The sequence below is a fragment of the Xanthomonas sp. NCPPB 3174 genome (genome assembly GCF_056725205.1).
Window position 1 is genome coordinate 4,910,680 of sequence record NZ_CM161517.1, and the last position, 16,990, is coordinate 4,927,669.

16 protein-coding genes are annotated in these 16,990 nt (G+C 70.5%); 10 read left to right on the forward strand and 6 right to left on the reverse strand.

Features of this window, described 5'->3' with window-relative positions:
• Positions 1–65: 65 nt before the first annotated feature.
• From AC1PK7_RS21090 to AC1PK7_RS21105, 4 genes are all read left to right on the forward strand, one after another.
• Positions 66–602: a DUF2199 domain-containing protein gene (locus AC1PK7_RS21090; RefSeq protein WP_481099409.1), complete on the forward strand. Its 537-nt coding sequence runs from the start codon at positions 66–68 to the stop codon at positions 600–602.
• Positions 603–949: 347 nt separating this feature from the next.
• A complete protein-coding gene (ttcA, locus tag AC1PK7_RS21095; RefSeq protein WP_481099410.1) occupies positions 950–1,825 on the forward strand; it encodes a tRNA 2-thiocytidine(32) synthetase TtcA in 876 nt (291 codons plus the stop codon).
• A 112-nt stretch (positions 1,826–1,937) separates the two neighbouring features.
• On the forward strand, positions 1,938–2,843 hold the full coding sequence (locus AC1PK7_RS21100; RefSeq protein ID WP_481099411.1) for a recombination-associated protein RdgC: 906 nt from the start codon (positions 1,938–1,940) through the stop codon (positions 2,841–2,843).
• 67 nt (positions 2,844–2,910) lie between these two features.
• Positions 2,911–3,702 (forward strand): YgjP family zinc-dependent metalloprotease, encoded by a 792-nt coding sequence (locus AC1PK7_RS21105; RefSeq protein ID WP_010340614.1) that lies wholly within the window; start codon positions 2,911–2,913, stop codon positions 3,700–3,702.
• 692 nt (positions 3,703–4,394) lie between these two features.
• Here the strand turns inward: AC1PK7_RS21105 and AC1PK7_RS21110 are convergent.
• From AC1PK7_RS21110 to hemH, 3 genes are all read right to left on the reverse strand, one after another.
• Complete coding sequence (locus AC1PK7_RS21110) at positions 4,395–6,590, reverse strand: methyl-accepting chemotaxis protein (RefSeq protein ID WP_481099412.1); 2,196 nt, start codon at positions 6,588–6,590, stop codon at positions 4,395–4,397.
• 234 nt (positions 6,591–6,824) lie between these two features.
• Positions 6,825–7,667 (reverse strand): alpha/beta fold hydrolase, encoded by an 843-nt coding sequence (locus AC1PK7_RS21115; protein ID WP_371181001.1) that lies wholly within the window; start codon positions 7,665–7,667, stop codon positions 6,825–6,827.
• Positions 7,664–8,623 (reverse strand): ferrochelatase, encoded by a 960-nt coding sequence (gene hemH, locus AC1PK7_RS21120; RefSeq protein WP_420008366.1) that lies wholly within the window; start codon positions 8,621–8,623, stop codon positions 7,664–7,666. Before hemH ends, AC1PK7_RS21115 begins: the two co-directional genes overlap by 4 nt.
• Before the next feature lie 167 nt (positions 8,624–8,790).
• On the opposite strand from hemH, the gene AC1PK7_RS21125 reads away from it, so the two are divergent.
• The 6 genes from AC1PK7_RS21125 (at position 8,791) to AC1PK7_RS21150 (ending at position 13,344) form a co-directional block, all read left to right on the forward strand.
• Positions 8,791–9,690 carry a lipid-binding SYLF domain-containing protein gene (locus AC1PK7_RS21125; RefSeq protein WP_481099413.1) on the forward strand — a complete coding sequence of 300 codons (900 nt, stop codon included), beginning with the start codon at positions 8,791–8,793 and terminating at the stop codon, positions 9,688–9,690.
• A 125-nt stretch (positions 9,691–9,815) separates the two neighbouring features.
• Complete coding sequence (gene tatA / locus AC1PK7_RS21130) at positions 9,816–10,046, forward strand: Sec-independent protein translocase subunit TatA (protein ID WP_371181004.1); 231 nt, start codon at positions 9,816–9,818, stop codon at positions 10,044–10,046.
• A gap of 15 nt (positions 10,047–10,061) precedes the next feature.
• Positions 10,062–10,595, forward strand: a complete 534-nt coding sequence (gene tatB / locus AC1PK7_RS21135; RefSeq protein WP_481099414.1) for a Sec-independent protein translocase protein TatB — start codon at positions 10,062–10,064, stop codon at positions 10,593–10,595.
• A complete protein-coding gene (tatC, locus tag AC1PK7_RS21140) occupies positions 10,592–11,326 on the forward strand; it encodes a twin-arginine translocase subunit TatC (RefSeq protein WP_010340865.1) in 735 nt (244 codons plus the stop codon). Before tatB ends, tatC begins: the two co-directional genes overlap by 4 nt.
• A 637-nt stretch (positions 11,327–11,963) precedes the next feature.
• Positions 11,964–12,947 carry a trypsin-like serine peptidase gene (locus AC1PK7_RS21145; protein ID WP_371181006.1) on the forward strand — a complete coding sequence of 328 codons (984 nt, stop codon included), beginning with the start codon at positions 11,964–11,966 and terminating at the stop codon, positions 12,945–12,947.
• A gap of 10 nt (positions 12,948–12,957) precedes the next feature.
• Positions 12,958–13,344, forward strand: coding sequence for a hypothetical protein (locus AC1PK7_RS21150; protein WP_481099415.1), 387 nt, complete (start codon positions 12,958–12,960; stop codon positions 13,342–13,344).
• An 11-nt stretch (positions 13,345–13,355) separates the two neighbouring features.
• On the opposite strand, the gene AC1PK7_RS21155 is transcribed toward AC1PK7_RS21150, so the two are convergent.
• The 3 genes from AC1PK7_RS21155 to AC1PK7_RS21165 all read right to left on the reverse strand — a co-directional run bounded on the left by AC1PK7_RS21155 (position 13,356) and on the right by AC1PK7_RS21165 (position 16,990).
• Positions 13,356–14,249: a BPSS1780 family membrane protein gene (locus AC1PK7_RS21155; RefSeq protein ID WP_371181008.1), complete on the reverse strand. Its 894-nt coding sequence runs from the start codon at positions 14,247–14,249 to the stop codon at positions 13,356–13,358.
• A gap of 47 nt (positions 14,250–14,296) precedes the next feature.
• Positions 14,297–15,067: a glutamine amidotransferase gene (locus AC1PK7_RS21160; RefSeq protein ID WP_371181009.1), complete on the reverse strand. Its 771-nt coding sequence runs from the start codon at positions 15,065–15,067 to the stop codon at positions 14,297–14,299.
• A gap of 102 nt (positions 15,068–15,169) precedes the next feature.
• The gene (locus AC1PK7_RS21165; protein WP_481099416.1) at positions 15,170–16,990 is read right to left on the reverse strand and encodes a GspE/PulE family protein; all 1,821 of its coding nucleotides are present in this window, start codon (positions 16,988–16,990) and stop codon (positions 15,170–15,172) included.

Genomic DNA, 16,990 nt, shown 5'->3' on the forward strand with positions numbered 1-16,990 from the left:
CGCCGGGGCTGGCGATGCCGCAGGCGGCTACACTGGCCAACCTTCTTGCCGTCTCGACCCCAGCCATGACGTTCCGCTTCACCTGCAGCGCCTGCGATCAGGTCCACGAAGGCATGCCCGGCTTCAGCGTGGCGTCGCCGCTGAGCTATGCGCTGATTCCGGAGGCGCAGCGCGCCACCCGCTGCGAGCTGGGCTCGGACGATTGCGTGATCGACGAGGCTCACTTCTTCGTCCGCGGCTGCATCGAGATCCCCGTGCATGGCCACGCCGAGCCGTTTTCCTGGGGCGTTTGGGTCTCGCTCAGCGAAGCCAGCTATCTGCAGTGGGTCCGCTGTTTCGATCAGCCGCAGCGTGCGCATGTGGGGCCGTTCTTCGGCTGGCTGAACACCCGCCTGTCGCCGTATCCGGACACCGCCGGCCTCAAGACGCAGGTCCATCTGCGCAACGACGGCATTCGCCCATGGATCGAACTGGAGCCGACCGCGCACCCGCTCGCAGTCGAACAGCGTGAAGGCATCTCCGAGCAGCGGGTGGCCGAACTGTATGCGCTGATGACGCACACATCCATCTCCGTTGCGACGGACCCGGGGACGACGCCATGACGCTGTCGTCGGTGTGGATGTTTGTGGGCCGCGGGCCGCGTTTTCGTCCGGTGTAGCGGAGGCGTGGAGCCGCGCGCGGCGCCGCAGCGGTACGCTGTGACCCAAGACCCGGTCGGCGTCGGCGCGTAAGACTCGGCGGCGTACGAAGGCCCATTCCGACCGGGCATCAGCACTACGAAATTGGCGTGTAGGCTGTGCGAGAGCATCGCACTCGCGAAGCGGTGACGTCGCACGCCGCATCGCCCGCCCGACCAGCACGTTCGGGACGGTCGAGGTGGCGGAACTGGAATGACCGGCAACGCCGACCGCGCGGTGCTGCGCCACCCGCGCCGACTACACTACCGCCGATGACCTCGCCCCTGCCCCTGCCGCCGCTGCACCCGCTCGCCGATCCCGCACCGCCTGCCGCCCGCACCCCCGCGGCGCTGGGCAAGCGCCTGTGCCGGCAGGTCGGCCAGGCCATCGCCGATTTCGGCATGATCGGCGCCGGCGACAAGGTCATGGTGTGCCTGTCCGGCGGCAAGGACAGCTACACCCTGCTGGACATCCTGTTGCAGCTGCAGCGCAAGGCGCCGGTGCCGTTCGAGCTGGTGGCGGTGAACCTGGACCAGAAGCAGCCGGGGTTTCCCGCCGACGTGCTGCCGACCTACCTGCGCCAGCGCGGCGTGCCCTGGCATGTGATCGAACAGGACACCTATTCGGTGGTCACCCGGGTGGTGCCGGAAGGCAAGACCCTGTGTTCGCTGTGCTCGCGACTGCGCCGTGGCGCGCTGTACCGCTACGCAGCGGAGAACGGCTTCACCAAGATCGCGCTGGGCCACCACCGCGACGACATCGTCGCCACCTTCTTCATGAACCTGTTCTTCCACGCCAAGCTGGCGGCGATGGCGCCGGTGCTGCGCAGCGACGATGGCCGCCACGTGGTGATCCGGCCGCTGGCCTACGTGCGCGAGGACGACATCGCCGCCTACGCGCAGGCGCAGGCCTTCCCGCTGATCCCGTGCACGCTGTGCGGCAGCCAGGAGACGCTGCAGCGCCGCCAGGTCGGGCAACTGCTGCAGCAGTGGGACCGGGAGCATCCGGGGCGGGTGGAGCAGATCGCCCGCGCGCTGGGCAACGTGCATCCGGCGCAACTGGCCGACCGCGCGCTGTTCGACTTCGCCGCGCTCGGCGGCGCGGCCACCGCCGTGGCCGGCGCCTGGGCCGACGACGCGCCGGGCTGACCCACCTCGCTGAACCGCCCGATGCGGTACCCGGGCGGGCACGATGCGACAATGGCCACCGCTCCCCGGCGCACGCAGCCGGACCGTTCCGTTTCCTTCCGCTGGATGCTCGATGTTCTTTCGCAATCTGACCCTGTTCCGCTTTCCCACCACGCTCGACTTCTCCGAGGTCGAAAAACTCCTGCCGGAGGCCCAGCTCAAATCGGTCGGCCCGCTGGAAATGAGCTCGCGCGGCTTCATCTCCCCGTTCGGCCGCGACGAGCAGGAAGCCCTGTCGCACCGCATCGCCGATTTCCTGTGGCTGACCGTCGGCGGCGAGGACAAGATCCTGCCCGGCTCGGTGGTCAACGACCTGCTCGCGCGCAAGGTCGCCGAGATCGAGGAGAAGGAAGGCCGGCGCCCCGGCGGCCGCGCACGCAAGCGGCTCAAGGACGACCTGATCCACGAGCTGCTGCCGCGCGCCTTCGTCAAGTCCTCGCGCACCGACGCCATGCTCGACCTGCAGCACGGCTATGTCGCCGTGGACACGTCCAGCCGCAAGACCGGCGAGAACGTGATGTCGGAGATCCGCGGCCTGCTCGGCAGCTTCCCGGCGCTGCCGCTCAACGCCGAAGTGGCGCCGCGCTCGATCCTCACCGGCTGGATCGCCGGCGAGCCGCTGCCCGAAGGCCTGAGCCTGGGCGAAGAGTGCGAGATGAAGGATCCGATCGAGGGCGGCGCGGTGGTCAAGTGCCAGCACCAGGAGCTGCGCTGCGAAGAGATCGACAAGCACCTGGAAGCGGGCAAGCAGGTCACCAAGCTGGCGTTGGTGCTCGACGACCACGTGTCCTTCGTGCTCGGCGACGACCTGGTGATCCGCAAGCTGAAGTTCCTCGACGGCGCGCTGGACCAGCTCGAGCATGCCGACCAGGACGGCGTGCGCGCCGAGCTGGACGCGCGCTTCGCGCTGATGAGCGCCGAGGTGCGGCGCCTGTTCCTGCTGCTGGAAGCGGCGCTGAAGCTGAGCAAGGCCGACTGATGCCGCGGCGGAGGCGGCCGCACGCGGCTGTCACCGTGCGCACCCGCACCGGCGGTATGCTGTGCCCATGCCCGACCTGCTCCGTCGCCTGATCGCGCCGCCCCCGGCGGCCGTCGAACGCGACCTCGTCCGCTTCCGCCTGGACGAGCGCGATGTCGAGGTGCTGCGCGTGCGTGACCCGCGCGCGCGCCGCATCAAGCTCAGCGTGGACGAACGCGGCGCGCGCCTGACCCTGCCGCTGCGCGCGAGCCTGGTCGCCGGCGAGCGCTTCCTGCTGGAGAACCGGCAGTGGCTGGCGCAGCAACTGTCGCGCTATGTCGCCGCCGAGACGCTGGCGCCGCTGCGACCGGGCGAGGCCGGCGAACTGCCGCTGCGCGGGCAGTCGCTGCCGGTGGCCTGGCACGACGCCCGCTACGCGCGCATCGCGCTCGTCGACGGCGTGGCCGAGGTGCACCTGCCGCCGCGCGGCGGCGATGCGGCGCTGCGCCGCGCGCTGCGCGATTTCTACGAGGCCCAGGCCCGCGCCGACGTCGGCCGCTGGCTGCCACGCTACCTGCCGTCGCTGCCGCGTGCCCCGCGCGCGGTGCGCTACAAGGTCATGTCCTCGCAGTGGGGCTCGCTGGCGCCCGACGGCAGCATGGCCCTGGACCTGGCGCTGGTCCTGGGGCGGCCCTCGGCGTTCGAGTACGTGCTGGTGCACGAGCTCTGCCACCTGATCCAGGCCAACCACTCGCCGGCGTTCTGGCACGAAGTGGAAGCGCGCTTCCCCGACTGGCGCGCCGAGCGCACCTGGTTCCATCAGCACGGCCGCCAGCTCAAGGCGCATCTTCGCTGGCTGCTGCGTCCGGAGCGCGACTGAAGCACGCATCCGCGAACGGTGGGAAAAGCGCCGTAGGAGCGGCTTCAGCCGCGACGGGCATCACCGGGAACGCCCGTCGCGGCTGAAGCCGCTCCTACAAAACACGCTGCACACGCCAGGCTCGGACGAGCTCGCGGCGCTGGTACGCCAGACCGCGGCTGAACACCGAACATCGCGGTGCGCGCGGCGTCAGCGGCGAGGGTGCGGTCGGGTCGCGAATCGGACAAGCATGCTGCGTTGCGGCACGAGATGGCGCGACGGGGATGCGAACGAGAGGGATGAAGACTGTGGGTGGGCGCGCCGCTGCGGGCGCATCGCGGTGGGTTGGCCCAGCGCTGCGGAAGCAGAACTCCATGCAGCGCCCGGTAGGCCCCCTCTCCTCCCGCCTACCGCAAATCAGGCGCGACCTCCGGCGCCAGCGAGGCGGTACGGTCCGTGCGGCGCTACGCCGGCATGTCAGGACGCCGGGATCGAGCCGCGAACACAGGACGTATCGCGTCTACGCCTGTTGACGGCAGGCGCGGGCGCAACTTAAGCGAAAATTCTTTTACACACAAGCTTCACGTTCAGTGTGTAGGGCGCACCCCGACAGCACTGTCCGCAGGCCCCTTATGCCCGCGGATGCGATGTGACGATGGACGACCACGGGTCGCTGTCTGCGCTGCGCCCGACTTCCCGCTGACGCCTTCGCATCAAGCGCTGCGCGCGTAATCGAAGCCGACCGGCGCAGGCTGGATTGCCAGTGCCGGCGGCTCCTCCTCCGCACGCAGGACCGACGGTGCCGCACCGGCCAGGCGGAACACCGCCACCGCTTCGCTCAGGCTGCCGGCCTGCTGCTCCAACGCGTGCGACGCCGCAGTGGCCTGTTCCACCAACGCCAGGTTCTGCTGGGTGCTGCGGTCCATCTGCGCCATCGCCTGACCCACTTCTTCGATGCCGGCGGCCTGTTCCTGCGAGGCCGCCGCAATCCCCGTCATCAACGCGTTGACCTCGCTCACCGAGGCCAGCACGCGGCCCATGGTGCGGCCGGCGTCGTGCACCTGCGCCGAGGCCACCGCGACCTGGTCCACCGACGCCTCGATCAGGCGCTTGATCTCCTTGGCCGCATCGGCCGAGCGCTGCGCCAGCGCGCGCACCTCGCTGGCGACCACCGCGAAGCCGCGGCCCTGCTCGCCGGCGCGTGCGGCTTCCACCGCCGCATTGAGCGCGAGGATGTTGGTCTGGAAGGCGATGCCGTCGATCACCCCGATGATCTCGCCGATCTTGCGCGATGCCGCTTCCACGCCCTGCATCGTACCGACCGCCGCGTCGATCGACGCTCCGCCGTGGCCGGCCACGGTCGCCGCCGCATCGGCCAGCACGTTGGCGTGGTGCGCATGCGTGGCGTTCTGGCGCACGGTCTCGGTCAGGCGCGCCGCCGCGCGCGCGGTGCGCTCCAGCGTGCCGGCCTGTTCGGCGCTGCGCTGCGACAGGTCCTGGTGGCCGCCGGCGATGGCGCCGGCCTCGGCGTCGATCGCCGCGGCCGCGTGCTGGATGCCGGCCACGATCGACGCAAGCTGGTCGGCGCTGGCGTTGGCGTCGTCGCGCATGTCGGCGAACACGCCACGGAAGTCGCCGTGCATGCGCACGCCGAGGTCGCCGCTGGCGATGGCGCGCAGCAACCCGGACAACTGGCCCAGGTTGCCGTCCACCGTCGCCATCAGCTGGTTGAGGCTCTCGAGCATGATGCGGAAATCGTGCTGGTGCGCCCCCAGATCGGCGCGTGCGCTGAAGTCGCCCGCGGCGGCGGCCTCGGCCAGGTGCCAGATGTCGCGGCTGAGCGTGCCGAGGTTGGCCTTGATCGCATCCATCGCCTCGGAGATCGCGGCCTGCTCGCCGGGCAGGCGCGGCATGTCCTCGCTGAGATCGCCGATGGCGTAGCGCCGCATCAGCGCCACCATCGACTGCGCGGTGCCCACGTGCAGGTCGACCAGGGCATTGGCGTCGCGCAGCAGCTGCCCGTAGTCGCCGGGGAATGCCGCCGCGTCGCCGCGGCAGGCGATAGCGCCATCGGCGTGCCGTTGCGCCATGCGCCGCTGCTCGGCCAGCACCGCACGCAACTGCGTCTGCATGGTCTGCATGCTGCGCAACAGGTCGGCGGCCTCGTCGTTGCCCTGCGCCGGCACCACCGCATCGAGCTGGCCGGCGGCGATCGCCGCGGCCACGCGGGTGCCCTCGCGCAGCGGCCGCACCAGGCTCTGGGTGATGCACCAGCCCAGCCACGCACTGACTGCCAGCAACACGCCGCCGCCGAGCAGCAGCAGCCAGCGCGCGCGGGCCATCGTGGTCACCGCCTGCGCATAGGAGCCGTCGCTGAGCGTGCGCAGGTGCGCGGCATTGCGCTGGATCGCCTGCTGCCACTGCGCCAGCAGCGGCTGCAAGGTGTACAGGTGCAGGGTCTGCGCATCCAGGTTCTGGTTGTCGGCGGCCAGGGCCAGCACCTGCGACTGGAACGGCTGCACCTGCACGTAGGCCTTGTCGATCGCCGCGCGCAGCTGCGCGCCGGTGCGGTCGGCCGGATCCAGGCGCAGCGCGAACAGCTTGCGCCGCGCCTGCGTGTAGTCGCGCTGGGCGTCGCCGATGGCGCGCACCACCGCCTGCTTCTCGTCGGGGTTGGTCAGGATCACATCGTTGAGCAGGCCGATCTCCAGCCGCGCCTGCGCCGCGACCATGGCGTTGGACAGGCGGATCTTCTCCATCTTGTCCAGCGCGATGTCGTCGAGCTGCTGCCGCGCCAGCGCCATCGACGCCAGGCTGGCCACGATCAGGGCGCCGCAGATCAACAGCAGGGCAGCGAAGGCGAAGGTCAGGCGCGGGCCGACCCGGTAGCGGCGAAGGAGGTGGATCATGGGAAGCGCGGCGTAGGGCGGAAGGTGCGCGCTACGCTGTGCGCGGAAGTTTTCCGAACCGCGACGGCACGGCGACAACATGCCGAACTGTGACGCCGGAAGGCGCACGACCTCGGCGGGCTGCACAGCGCAGGTGATGCGTACGTCGCAGTCCGCGTGCGGGGTGCGCGACGGAGCGATGGCGCCGCAGGCGCGCACTGCGGCGCGGCGACCGCCGCGCCGGCCGCGGCCGCCTCAGAGGAAGTCGTGCAGCAACGCGGCCACTGCCGCCGGTTGTTCCATGTGCAGGTGGTGGGTGCCGGGCAGCGTGTGCACGCGGCCGTCGCGCAGGCACGCGGCGCGCTGCAGGCGCAGCGGCTCGGGCAACATGTCCTGGGCCGGATCGGCGAACACCACCGCGGTCGGGCATTCGATGCCGCGCAGCAGCGCCTGCATCTGCGACTCGGTCGCGCGGATCGCCGTCGGCAGGGTCAGGCGGCGATCGCTGCGCCACACGTAGCCGCCGTCCACCGCGCGCACGCCGCGCTCCACCAGCAGCCGCGCCGCCGGCTCGCTGAGCTGGTTGGCCAGCATCCGCGCCCGTACCGGCGCGGCCAGGTCGGGGAACACGCGCAACGGCGTGGCATTGGTGCGGCGCGTGCTGGCGACGCTGTTGCGCAGCCGTTCCACCGCCCCCGCCTCGCTCTCGGCCAGGCCGCCCAGCATCTCGATCGCCACGAACTTCTCGATGCGCTGTGGTGCTGCGGCCGCGAGCAGGCTGGCGATGGCCGCGCCCATCGAGTGGCCGATCAGCACGAAGCGCTCCCAGCCCAGTGCATCGGCCGCGTCCAGCACCGGGTGCAGGGCGCTGGCCAGCAGGTACTCGGCGCCATCGGGCAGGTCGCTGCTGTGGCCGTGGCCGGGCAGGTCCAGCATCACCAGATCCCACTGCGGCAGGTGTCGGCTCAGCGGCACGAAGCTGGCGGCGTTGTCGAGCCAGCCGTGCAAGGCCAGCGCCTTCGGCCCCTGCGGATCGCCGCTGCGCAATCCGGCCAGCGCGCCCACCCGCGACGGGCAGGCGAAGGGACGCACACTCATGCGGCGCGGGCCGCCAGTTGCGCCAGCGCGCGCGCGTGCGCCGGGGCGTCGTTGAGGCAGGGGATGTAGCGCACCTGCATGCCGCGTTCGGCGCAGGTCTCGACGAAGCCCATCGCCACTTCTTCCAGGGTTTCCAGGCAGTCGGTGGCGAAGCCGGGACAGATCACGTCCACCTGCTTGACCCCCTGCGCCGCCAGTTCCCACAGCCGCGGTTCGGCATACGGGCGCAGCCAGCGCTCGGCGCCGAAGCGCGACTGGTAGCCGAGCTCCCACTGCCCGGCCTCCAGGCCCAGCGCGGCGGCGATCGCCTGCGCGCTGGCTTCGCAGCGCTGCGGGTAGGGGTCGCCATTGTTGGCCACGCGCTGCGGCAGGCCATGGAAGGAGAAGAACAGGCGCTCGCCGCGGCCGTGCTGCGCCCAGTGCGCGCGCACGCTGTCGGCCACCGCGGCGACCCAGGCCGGGTCGGTCGGATAGTCCTCGATCAGGCGCACCGGCAGATGCGGATGGCGCGCCTGCCAGGCCTGCACCACATCCTCGATCGAGGCGGTGGTGGTGGTCGAATACTGCGGGTACAGCGGCAGCACCACGATCCGGCGCACGCCGGCCTCGCGCAGCGCGTCCAGGGCCGGCGCCAGCGCCGGCGCGCCGTAGCGCATCGCCCAGGCCACGCGGTGCCCGGGCAGTTCGCGCTGCATGCCTTCGGCCAGGCGCCGGGTGTACACCGCCAGCGGCGAGCCGTCGGCCAGCCACACCTGCGCGTACTTCTCGGCCGATTTCGGCGAGCGCCGCGGCAGGATCACCCAGTGCAGCAGCGGCCACCAGAACAGCCGCGGGATCGCGACCACGCGCTTGTCGCCGAGGAACTCGGCCAGGTAACGGGCGACCGCAGGCGCGGTGGGCGCCTCGGGCGTGCCTAGATTCACCACCAGGATGGCGGTCTCGGGTGCGTCGGACATGCGCGCATTGTGGCAGAGCGCACGCCCCACGGCGTGTCGATTCGCTCGATCACGGCGATCGACGGCGCCTGCGCCTGGCGGCGGCGGCACTCATTGGCGATTCATTGCCCTGTGACTAAGTTCAAGTACTTGCAGTATCTTGCTGCGGACCTATTTCGGAGCCCGCCATGCCCCTCCTGCCGCGCCTCGCCCTGTTGTTGAGCACCGTGTTGTTCGCTGGCCACGCCGTGGCCGGACCGGAAGAGGACGAGCGCGCCCGCAACGCGCTGCGCGTGCTGACCGACATCCAGAAGATCCCCGAACAGTCCATTCCCGACAAGCTGCTCGACGAGGGCCGCGCCATCGTGGTGATCCCGGACACGCTCAAGGCCGGGCTGGTGATCGGCGGGCGTCGCGGCCACGGCCTGATGTCGGTCAAGCGCCCCGACGGCACCTGGTCCAACCCGGTGTTCGTCAAGCTCACCGGCGGCAGCATCGGCTTCCAGGTCGGCGTGCAGTCCTCCGACGTGGTGCTGGTGTTCCGCAATGACCGCAGCCTGGACAACATCGTCAACGGCAAGTTCACCCTCGGCGCCGATGCCGGCGTCGCCGCCGGCCCGGTCGGGCGCAACGCCGCCGCCGCCACCGACGGCCAGCTCAAGGCCGAGATCTGGTCGTGGTCGCGCGCCCGCGGCCTGTTCGCCGGCGTCGCCCTGGATGGCGCCGCGCTGCAGATCGACGATGCCGCCGACCTCAACGCCTACGGCAGCAACACCACCCCGCGCATGATCTTCGAGGGCCGTACCAGCAACCGTCCGTCCAACGACATCGTCGCCTTCCGCGACAAGCTCGAGGAAGCCACCTACGCCGCGCGGCAGAGCCGTGGCACCGATGGCAGCGGCAATCCGACCGCCGCCCCGGCACCGGCCGCCGTTCCGGCGCCGCAGGCCACGCCGGAACCGACCGCCGCGCCCGACGCCGCCGCCAGCACCGTGCCCCTGCAGGGCCAGACGCAGCCGGCGCAGCAGGGCTTCCAGCCGGTGTCCGACGGCGAGATCCGCACCGAGAAGCTCGACGGCGATCGCTGAGCGCCGTTCCCAACGCCACCTGTCCATTCGGCCGTGCAGGCACGCCTGCATGGCAGGGAAAGGTAACGCGGCGCGGCGCGGTGCGTTATCCTGCGGGTTCCTTACGACTTTTCTGCGAGCGGATCATGGGCAGTCTTAGCATCTGGCACTGGCTGGTCGTGCTGGTGATCGTGCTGCTGGTGTTCGGCACCAAGCGGCTGACGAGCGGCGCCAAGGATCTGGGCAACGCGGTCAAGGAATTCAAGAAAGGCATGCGCGACGACGACAAGCCCGCCGGCCAGCTCGGCGACGAGACGCGCAGCAGCAGCGAGCCGTCCCGCCAGACCCAGACCGAACGCGACCGCGACGCGCACTGACGGGACTTCGCCGGCGTGTTCGATATCGGATTCAGCGAACTGCTGGTGATCGCGGTGGTGGCCCTGGTGGTGCTGGGGCCCGAACGCCTGCCCAAGGCAGCGCGCTTCGCCGGGTTGTGGGTGCGCCGCGCCCGCGCGCAATGGGACTCGGTGAAGCACGAACTGGAACGCGAACTGGAAGCCGAGGAACTCAAGCGCAGCCTGCACGATGTGCAGAGTTCCCTGCGCCAGGCCGAGACCGAGCTGCGCGACAGCGGCCAGGAGCTGCAGCGGCAGACCGAGGCGCTGCGCCGCGAGATCGATCCGAATCCTCCGGTGCCGCCTGCCGACGCCGCGCCGACGGTCGCGCCGGCAGCCACCGCCGATAGCGCGATGCCGCACGCTGCCGACACGGCCACGCCCCTGCCGACGCCGCCGCCCGCGGTCGCGACCGCAGCGTCCGCCGTGCCGGCCGCCGCGCGCGGTGCGGCCGCACCGCATCCGACGCCCACGGCCGCGACCGCGCAGATCGGCCAGCCGCTCTCCGATGACCCGGAGGCGCCGCGATGAACGTCGAAGCCGAAAGCAGCCTGATCGAACACCTGATCGAACTGCGTGCGCGGCTGATGCGCGCGCTGATCGGCCTGGGCGTGGTGGTGGTGGCGCTGCTGCCCTTCTCCAAGCGCCTGTACTCCTGGTTGGCCGAGCCGATGCTGGCGCAATTGCCGGTGGGCCAGAGCGTGATCGCCACGCACCCGGCCGGCGCGGTCATCGCCCCGCTGAAGCTGGCGTTCTTCCTGGCGCTGTTCGTGTCCGCACCGTGGCTGCTGTACCAGGCCTGGGCCTTCGTCGCTCCCGGCCTGTACCAGCGCGAGAAGCGCCTGGCGCTGCCGCTGCTGGCCTCGGCGGTGGTGCTGTTCTACCTCGGCTGCGGCTTCGCCTACTTCCTGGTGTTGCCGGCGGTGTTCCACTTCCTGACCACGTTCAAGCCGGACGTGATCCAACTCACCCCCGATGCCGGCGCCTACCTGGACTTCGTCCTGGCGATCTTCTTCGCCTTCGGCGCCAGCTTCGAGTTGCCGGTCGCCCTGGTGATCCTCGCCCTGCTCGGCTGGGTGACCCCGCAGCAACTGCGCGAGGGCCGCGGCTACGCGGTGGTCGGCATCTTCGTGCTGGCCGCGGTGCTGACCCCGCCGGACGTGGTCTCGCAACTGATGCTGGCGATCCCGATGTGCCTGCTGTACGAACTGGGCATCCTGGCGTCGAGCTGGCTGGTGTCGAGCCAGGCGCGGACGCAGTAAGCGAATGCGGCGGTAGACCGCGCGATCGCTTGCGCTGATCTGGGATGCGAATTACGGCAACGCCCTGGCGCGTGACATATAAAAGTCTCCACGGTCGACTGCACGCCGTCGTTCCGAACACACCGCAACGGATGCCCCCTGGGGGCCGCGAATACGCCAAGGAAGGTGCCGCGTGCGAATGACTGCCGGTACACACGACCAAGACCATTCCCTTGCGCGCACGCCGATCGCCCATGCGCGGGTGCTGTCGCTTGCGCGACGACGTGATCTGCGGAGTCAGCGGTGCGATGCGCTTCCACGGCGCGGCGTAGACCTCGTTGCGGCGCGCCACGCCACGCCATTTCGCCAACGCTGCAGCTGAGTCAGAAAAAGGTGTGTTGTCGGCTCGTGGCCGACGCTGGATCGCGCGATCCGCATACACGGCGTCGCAGCCGCACCCGATCACAGGAGCATCGGCACCGGGCCGCATTCCGGCCCTGCCGACACGGTCATGGAAGACCGTATTCGTGGCGGTGCGTACGTCCACGCCGCCATCCCCCGGTCCCTGGCGGACGGGCAGGCCGGGAGCGCGCAGGAGGTCGCGTCGACCCGGCTTCTCTCGCAATGAAGTAGTATTCCAATGACCAAGGAGCACGTCATGAAACGTCTGGCTGCACTGGGATTTACCTTGCTGGTATCGACCGCGGCGGTCGCGGCTACGCCATCGTTCCAGAAACTGAGCGGGAAAGCGAAGTTCATCAACGGCGACAATCTGGTGACCGGCGTGTCCGCGGAAACCGCACCGCCGACGGACACGCGCTTGCAGAGCCCGCAACAGAAGGCCGCTGGCCTGAGCGCGGTGATGGTCACCCGCAATGGCGACCAGTACGCGTCGCCGGCAAGCGCGGAGGACGTGGCACTCTTCGAAGAGGCGATCAGGGCGATGGAACTGCTCGGCCGCCTGCCGAATTCCGTGCCCGGCACGCCGCCGCAGCGTCCCACCGACCACGGTGACGGCCGCGCCGTTCCCAACGTGGTGATCGGGACCGACGAGCGGGTGCAGGTGACCACCACCACCGCCGCGCCGTACTGGCACATCGGGCGCATCGCCATCGGCTGCACCGGAACGCTGATCGGGCCCAAGCACGTCCTGACCGCCGGCCACTGCGTGTCCAACGGCGCGGGCAGCTGGTATTCCAGCCTCGACTTCACGGTGGCCCAGAACGGCAGCTACCAGCCGTGGGGAACGGCGACGTGGGCGCGTGCCATCACCACGACAGCGTGGCTCAACAACGGCGACAGCAACTACGACTATGCGCTGATCGTGCTGAGCACGGCGCCCCATGGCGGCAATGCGGGCTGGGGCACCTACTCGGGAGGCACCCATACCATCACCGGATATCCGGGCGACAAGCCGTTCGGAACGATGTGGAGTGCGTCCGGGGGCGTCTCCACCAGCGGCTCCTACCGGCTCTGCTACACCATCGACACCAGCGGCGGCAACAGCGGGAGCGGCATCTACGACAGCGGCTACGTCGTCCGTGGCGTCCACACCACCGGCTCATCGAGCCAGAACTGCGGGACGCGGCTGACCAGCACCGTCTTCAACACGCTGCAGAACTGGATCGCCGACAACCCGTGATGCGCGCACGGTGACGATCCTGCGCGATACCGCCGTGGTGCAGCGGGCGACTGCGCACCACGGCGTTGGCCGAACCCGCGATGCAGGAGGAGGTGGGATGAGACAGGTGCTTGTCGCGACGCTGCTACTGCTGGCGGGCTGCAGCCTGGGCAGTGGACCGGCCGCCAATCGCGAGCCGCTGGAATCCGCGCTGATTATCGGCAGCGCGCAATCCCCGGACCCCGTGCTGGCCCGGGTCACGGAACTGAAGGCGCAGGGCGTGGTGGAGGGCGTCGTGGTGTACGAATCGTTTCCCGTGCAGATCCGACTGCGCGCACCCAGGCGGGTGATCGACGAACTGCAGGCGATTCCGCGGGCGGCCCAGCGCACGCCCGGCGACGGCAGCGAGCGCCGGTGAGTCAGCCGCGATCAGGCTTCGATGACATTCGCTGGCGGCGCGACGGCTGCGACATCGCCGGCGTGCACGAACATCTGCTTCCAGGCCACGTACACGATGCCGGCGATCGTCGGCGGCAACACCGCCATCAGCAGCACCTGCGCGATCAGCGCCGCCATCGTGGTGCCGACCAGCAGCTGCAGCACCAGCATCACCACGGTCAGTGCGAAGTAGAACGCGAACATGGCCAGGAAGGCGAGCACGAAGAACACCAGCAACGCCGGCAGATTGTGCAGGCAGGCGCGCAAACCCAGGCCGATCGCGGCGATGCCGTTGCGGCCGTCGAACATCACCTGGGGAGCGAACAAGAACAGGGTCAGCGCCACCGCCACGACGCCGACCGCCACCAGCATCAGCCACAACAGGATGCGCAGCGCCGGCAAGGTGGCCACGAGTTGCTCCACCTGCTGTGGATCAGGTTGCACGCCGGACTGGCCAATTTCGTTGAACTTGTCGATCACCGTGTTCAGCTGCTGCAGTCCGCTCGGGCCGATCACCACCACGGCCAGGAGCGCCAGCGCCAACCCGACCGCCACTTGCGGCAGCAGCGCCACCAGCAGGTTCGGCGCGCGGTTGCCATGCAGGCCCTGCAGCAGGTGCGCCGGCTCGGCACTGCGGCCCTGGTCGACCTCGCGCGCGGCCCACACCAGCCCGCCGAACAGCAACGGCCCAGCCAGGCCCATCAGCAGTTGCGCCAGCATGCCCAGGGTCGGATGGAGCGCGCTGAGGAACACCGCAAGCAGTGTCGCCAGGCCCCAGATCACCCCCAGCCGGCCCAGCGCCCACGGCGCCCGTCGCAGCAGGGCCACACCACCCAACAACCATTCCGCGCCGGCCGAGGCCGGCAGCTTGCGAATCTCGATCATTGCCAATCCGAAGTGGGGGACGCCGTACAGCGCGGCGACTGCACAGATTATCGCGGTTTTGCCTGGCCGCTGCTGTGCTGCCCGCGTGCGTGCTGAACGAAGCGCCGCAACAGTTTGCGTGCCAGCGGCGCGGCGCTGACCTCGCGGGCGATGGTACGGGCGCAGCGTCCGGCGCTGCGTAGACAGTCCGCGCGCGCCTGCACGTAGCCGCGCATGTGGTGGGTGGCGAACTCCGGGTGGAACTGCACGCCCCAGGTCGCCTCGCCCCAGCGGAACGCGTGGCACTGGTCCTGCGCCGAGCGGGCCAGCACCGTGGCGCCGGCCGGTGCGCGCAGCACCGTCTGCAGATGCGTGGCATGCGCGGGGAAGCGCGCCGGCAGACCGGCGAACAGCGGATCCTCGGCGGCGGGCGGATGCAGTTCGATATGCACGGTGCCCGATTCGCGCCCGGCCGGGTTGTAGGCCACCTCCCCGCCCAGCGCGTGCGCCAGCAGCTGGTGGCCGTAGCAGATGCCCAGCAGCGGCGTGCCGTCCTCGGCAGCCGCGCGTAGCCAGTCGGCCGAGCGCTCGCTCCAGTCGGCGCGGTCGGTGACGAACGCCGCCGAGCCGGTCACGATCACCCCGGCGAAGTCGTCCCGCGCCGGCAAGGCCTCCCCGGCGGCGACATTGGCCACCACCGTGTCGCGCTCGGCCAGGCCGGCGGCGACGCGGATCCAGTGCGGGAAGCGTCCGTAGCGCCGCATCGTCGCCACCGGTTCGCCGGTTTCGAGGATCAGGAAGGGCGCAGCACGGCGACGGACGGGAGAAGCGAACGGCATGGAGGGATTCTAGACGCCGTCGCCGTGGATTGTTCAAGGGGGCGCGGCGGTCGCGGCATAGCCATATAACTGGCGATCATGAGGCGGGAAAGCGCCCGGCGCTCACTCCCGCGGCGGCAGCACCGACAGCACTTCCTCGATGGTGGTCAGCCCGGCGGCCACCTTTTCCAGGCCCGCGCGGCGCAGGGTGCGCACGCCCTCGGCCTGGGCGGCGCGGCTGAAGCCGGCCAGGTCCATGTCGGCGCGGATCAGGGTGCGCAGGCGCGGGGTCACCGGCAACAGCTCGTACAGGCCCACGCGGCCCAGGTAGCCGGTGCGGCGGCATTCCAGGCAGCCGACCGGGGCGTAGGGTTGCAGCGTCTCGGGCAAGGCCTCGCCCGGTTCGCGCAGCGCGTCCCATTCGTGCGGCTCCAGCGTGTGCGGGCGCTTGCAGTGGCTGCACAGGGTGCGCACCAGGCGCTGCGCCAGCACGCCGTTGAGGGTGGAGGCGACCAGGTAGTGCGGCACGCCCAGGTCGAGCAGGCGGGTGATCGCCGAGGGCGCGTCGTTGGTGTGCAGGGTCGACAGCACCAGGTGGCCGGTCAGCGAGGCCTGCACCGCCATCTGCGCGGTTTCCAGGTCGCGGATCTCGCCGATCATGATGATGTCCGGGTCCTGCCGCAGCAGGGTGCGCACGCCGCTGGCGAAGTCCAGGTCGATGTTGGCCTGCACCTGCATCTGGTTGAACTCGGTGGCGATCATTTCGATCGGGTCTTCCACGCTGCACACGTTCACGTCCGGCGTGGCCAGGCGCTTGAGCGTGGAGTACAGCGTGGTGGTCTTGCCCGAGCCGGTGGGGCCGGTGACCAGCACGATGCCGTGCGGGCGCTCCACCAGCGCGTTCCAGCCGGCCGCTTCCTGCGCGCTGAAACCGAGCTGGTCCACGCTCTTGAACGCGGCATCCGGGTCGAAGATGCGCATCACGCACTTCTCGCCGAACGCGGTGGGCATGGTCGACAGGCGCATCTCGGTCTCGCGCCCGCCCGGCGAGCGGGTCTTGATGCGCCCGTCCTGCGGCCGCCGCCGCTCGGCCAGATCCATGCGCCCGAGCACCTTGATGCGGCTGACGATGGCGGTCATCACCGCCGGCGGCACTTCCAGCACCTTGTGCAGCACGCCGTCGATGCGGAAGCGCATGCGCCCGGCCTCGCGCCGCGGCTCCAGGTGGATGTCGCTGGCGCGCTGCTCGTAGGCGTACTGCAGCAGCCAGTCGACGATGTGCACGATGTGGTGGTCGTCGGCGTTGACGTCGCCGCCGCGGCCCAGTTCCACCAGCTGCTCGAAGCTGGGCAGGCCGCTGCTCTGCTCGGTGCGCCCGTCCTTGGCGCCGCGCACCGAGCGGGTCACGCCGAAGAACTCCATCGTGTAGCGATGCAGGTCCAGCGGGTTGACCACCACCACCTCGATGCGCCGCCGCGCCAGGTGCTGCACGTCGCTGAGCCAGTCCAGCGCCAGCGGTTCGCTGGTCGCCACCAGCAGGCGCTCGGGCTGCAGCGCCAGCGGCAGGATGCGGTGGCGGCGCGCGTAGGCGTGCGAGACCACGCCGGTGACCGCGGCCACGTCGACCCGGGTCGGATCGATGCGCAGGTAGCGCAGGCCGCAGCGCTGCGCCAGCCATTCGGTCAGCCGTTCCAGGCTCAGTTCGCTGCCCGGCGGGCGGGTGGCGGCCAGTTTCAGGTTGGACAGCAGCACCAGCGGATGCACGTCGCTGGCGGTGCGCGCGGTCTGCGCCGAGAACTGCACGCGGCCGCGTTCGGCCGGTGCGACCAGGCCGTCGGCGAGCAATGCGGCGGCCACGCGCTCGAAGCTCAACCGGCCCGGCGGCAAGGCCACGGTGGGCTCGGCGGGCGACGACGCGGGCGGCGCGGCAGGGCGCGAATCCAT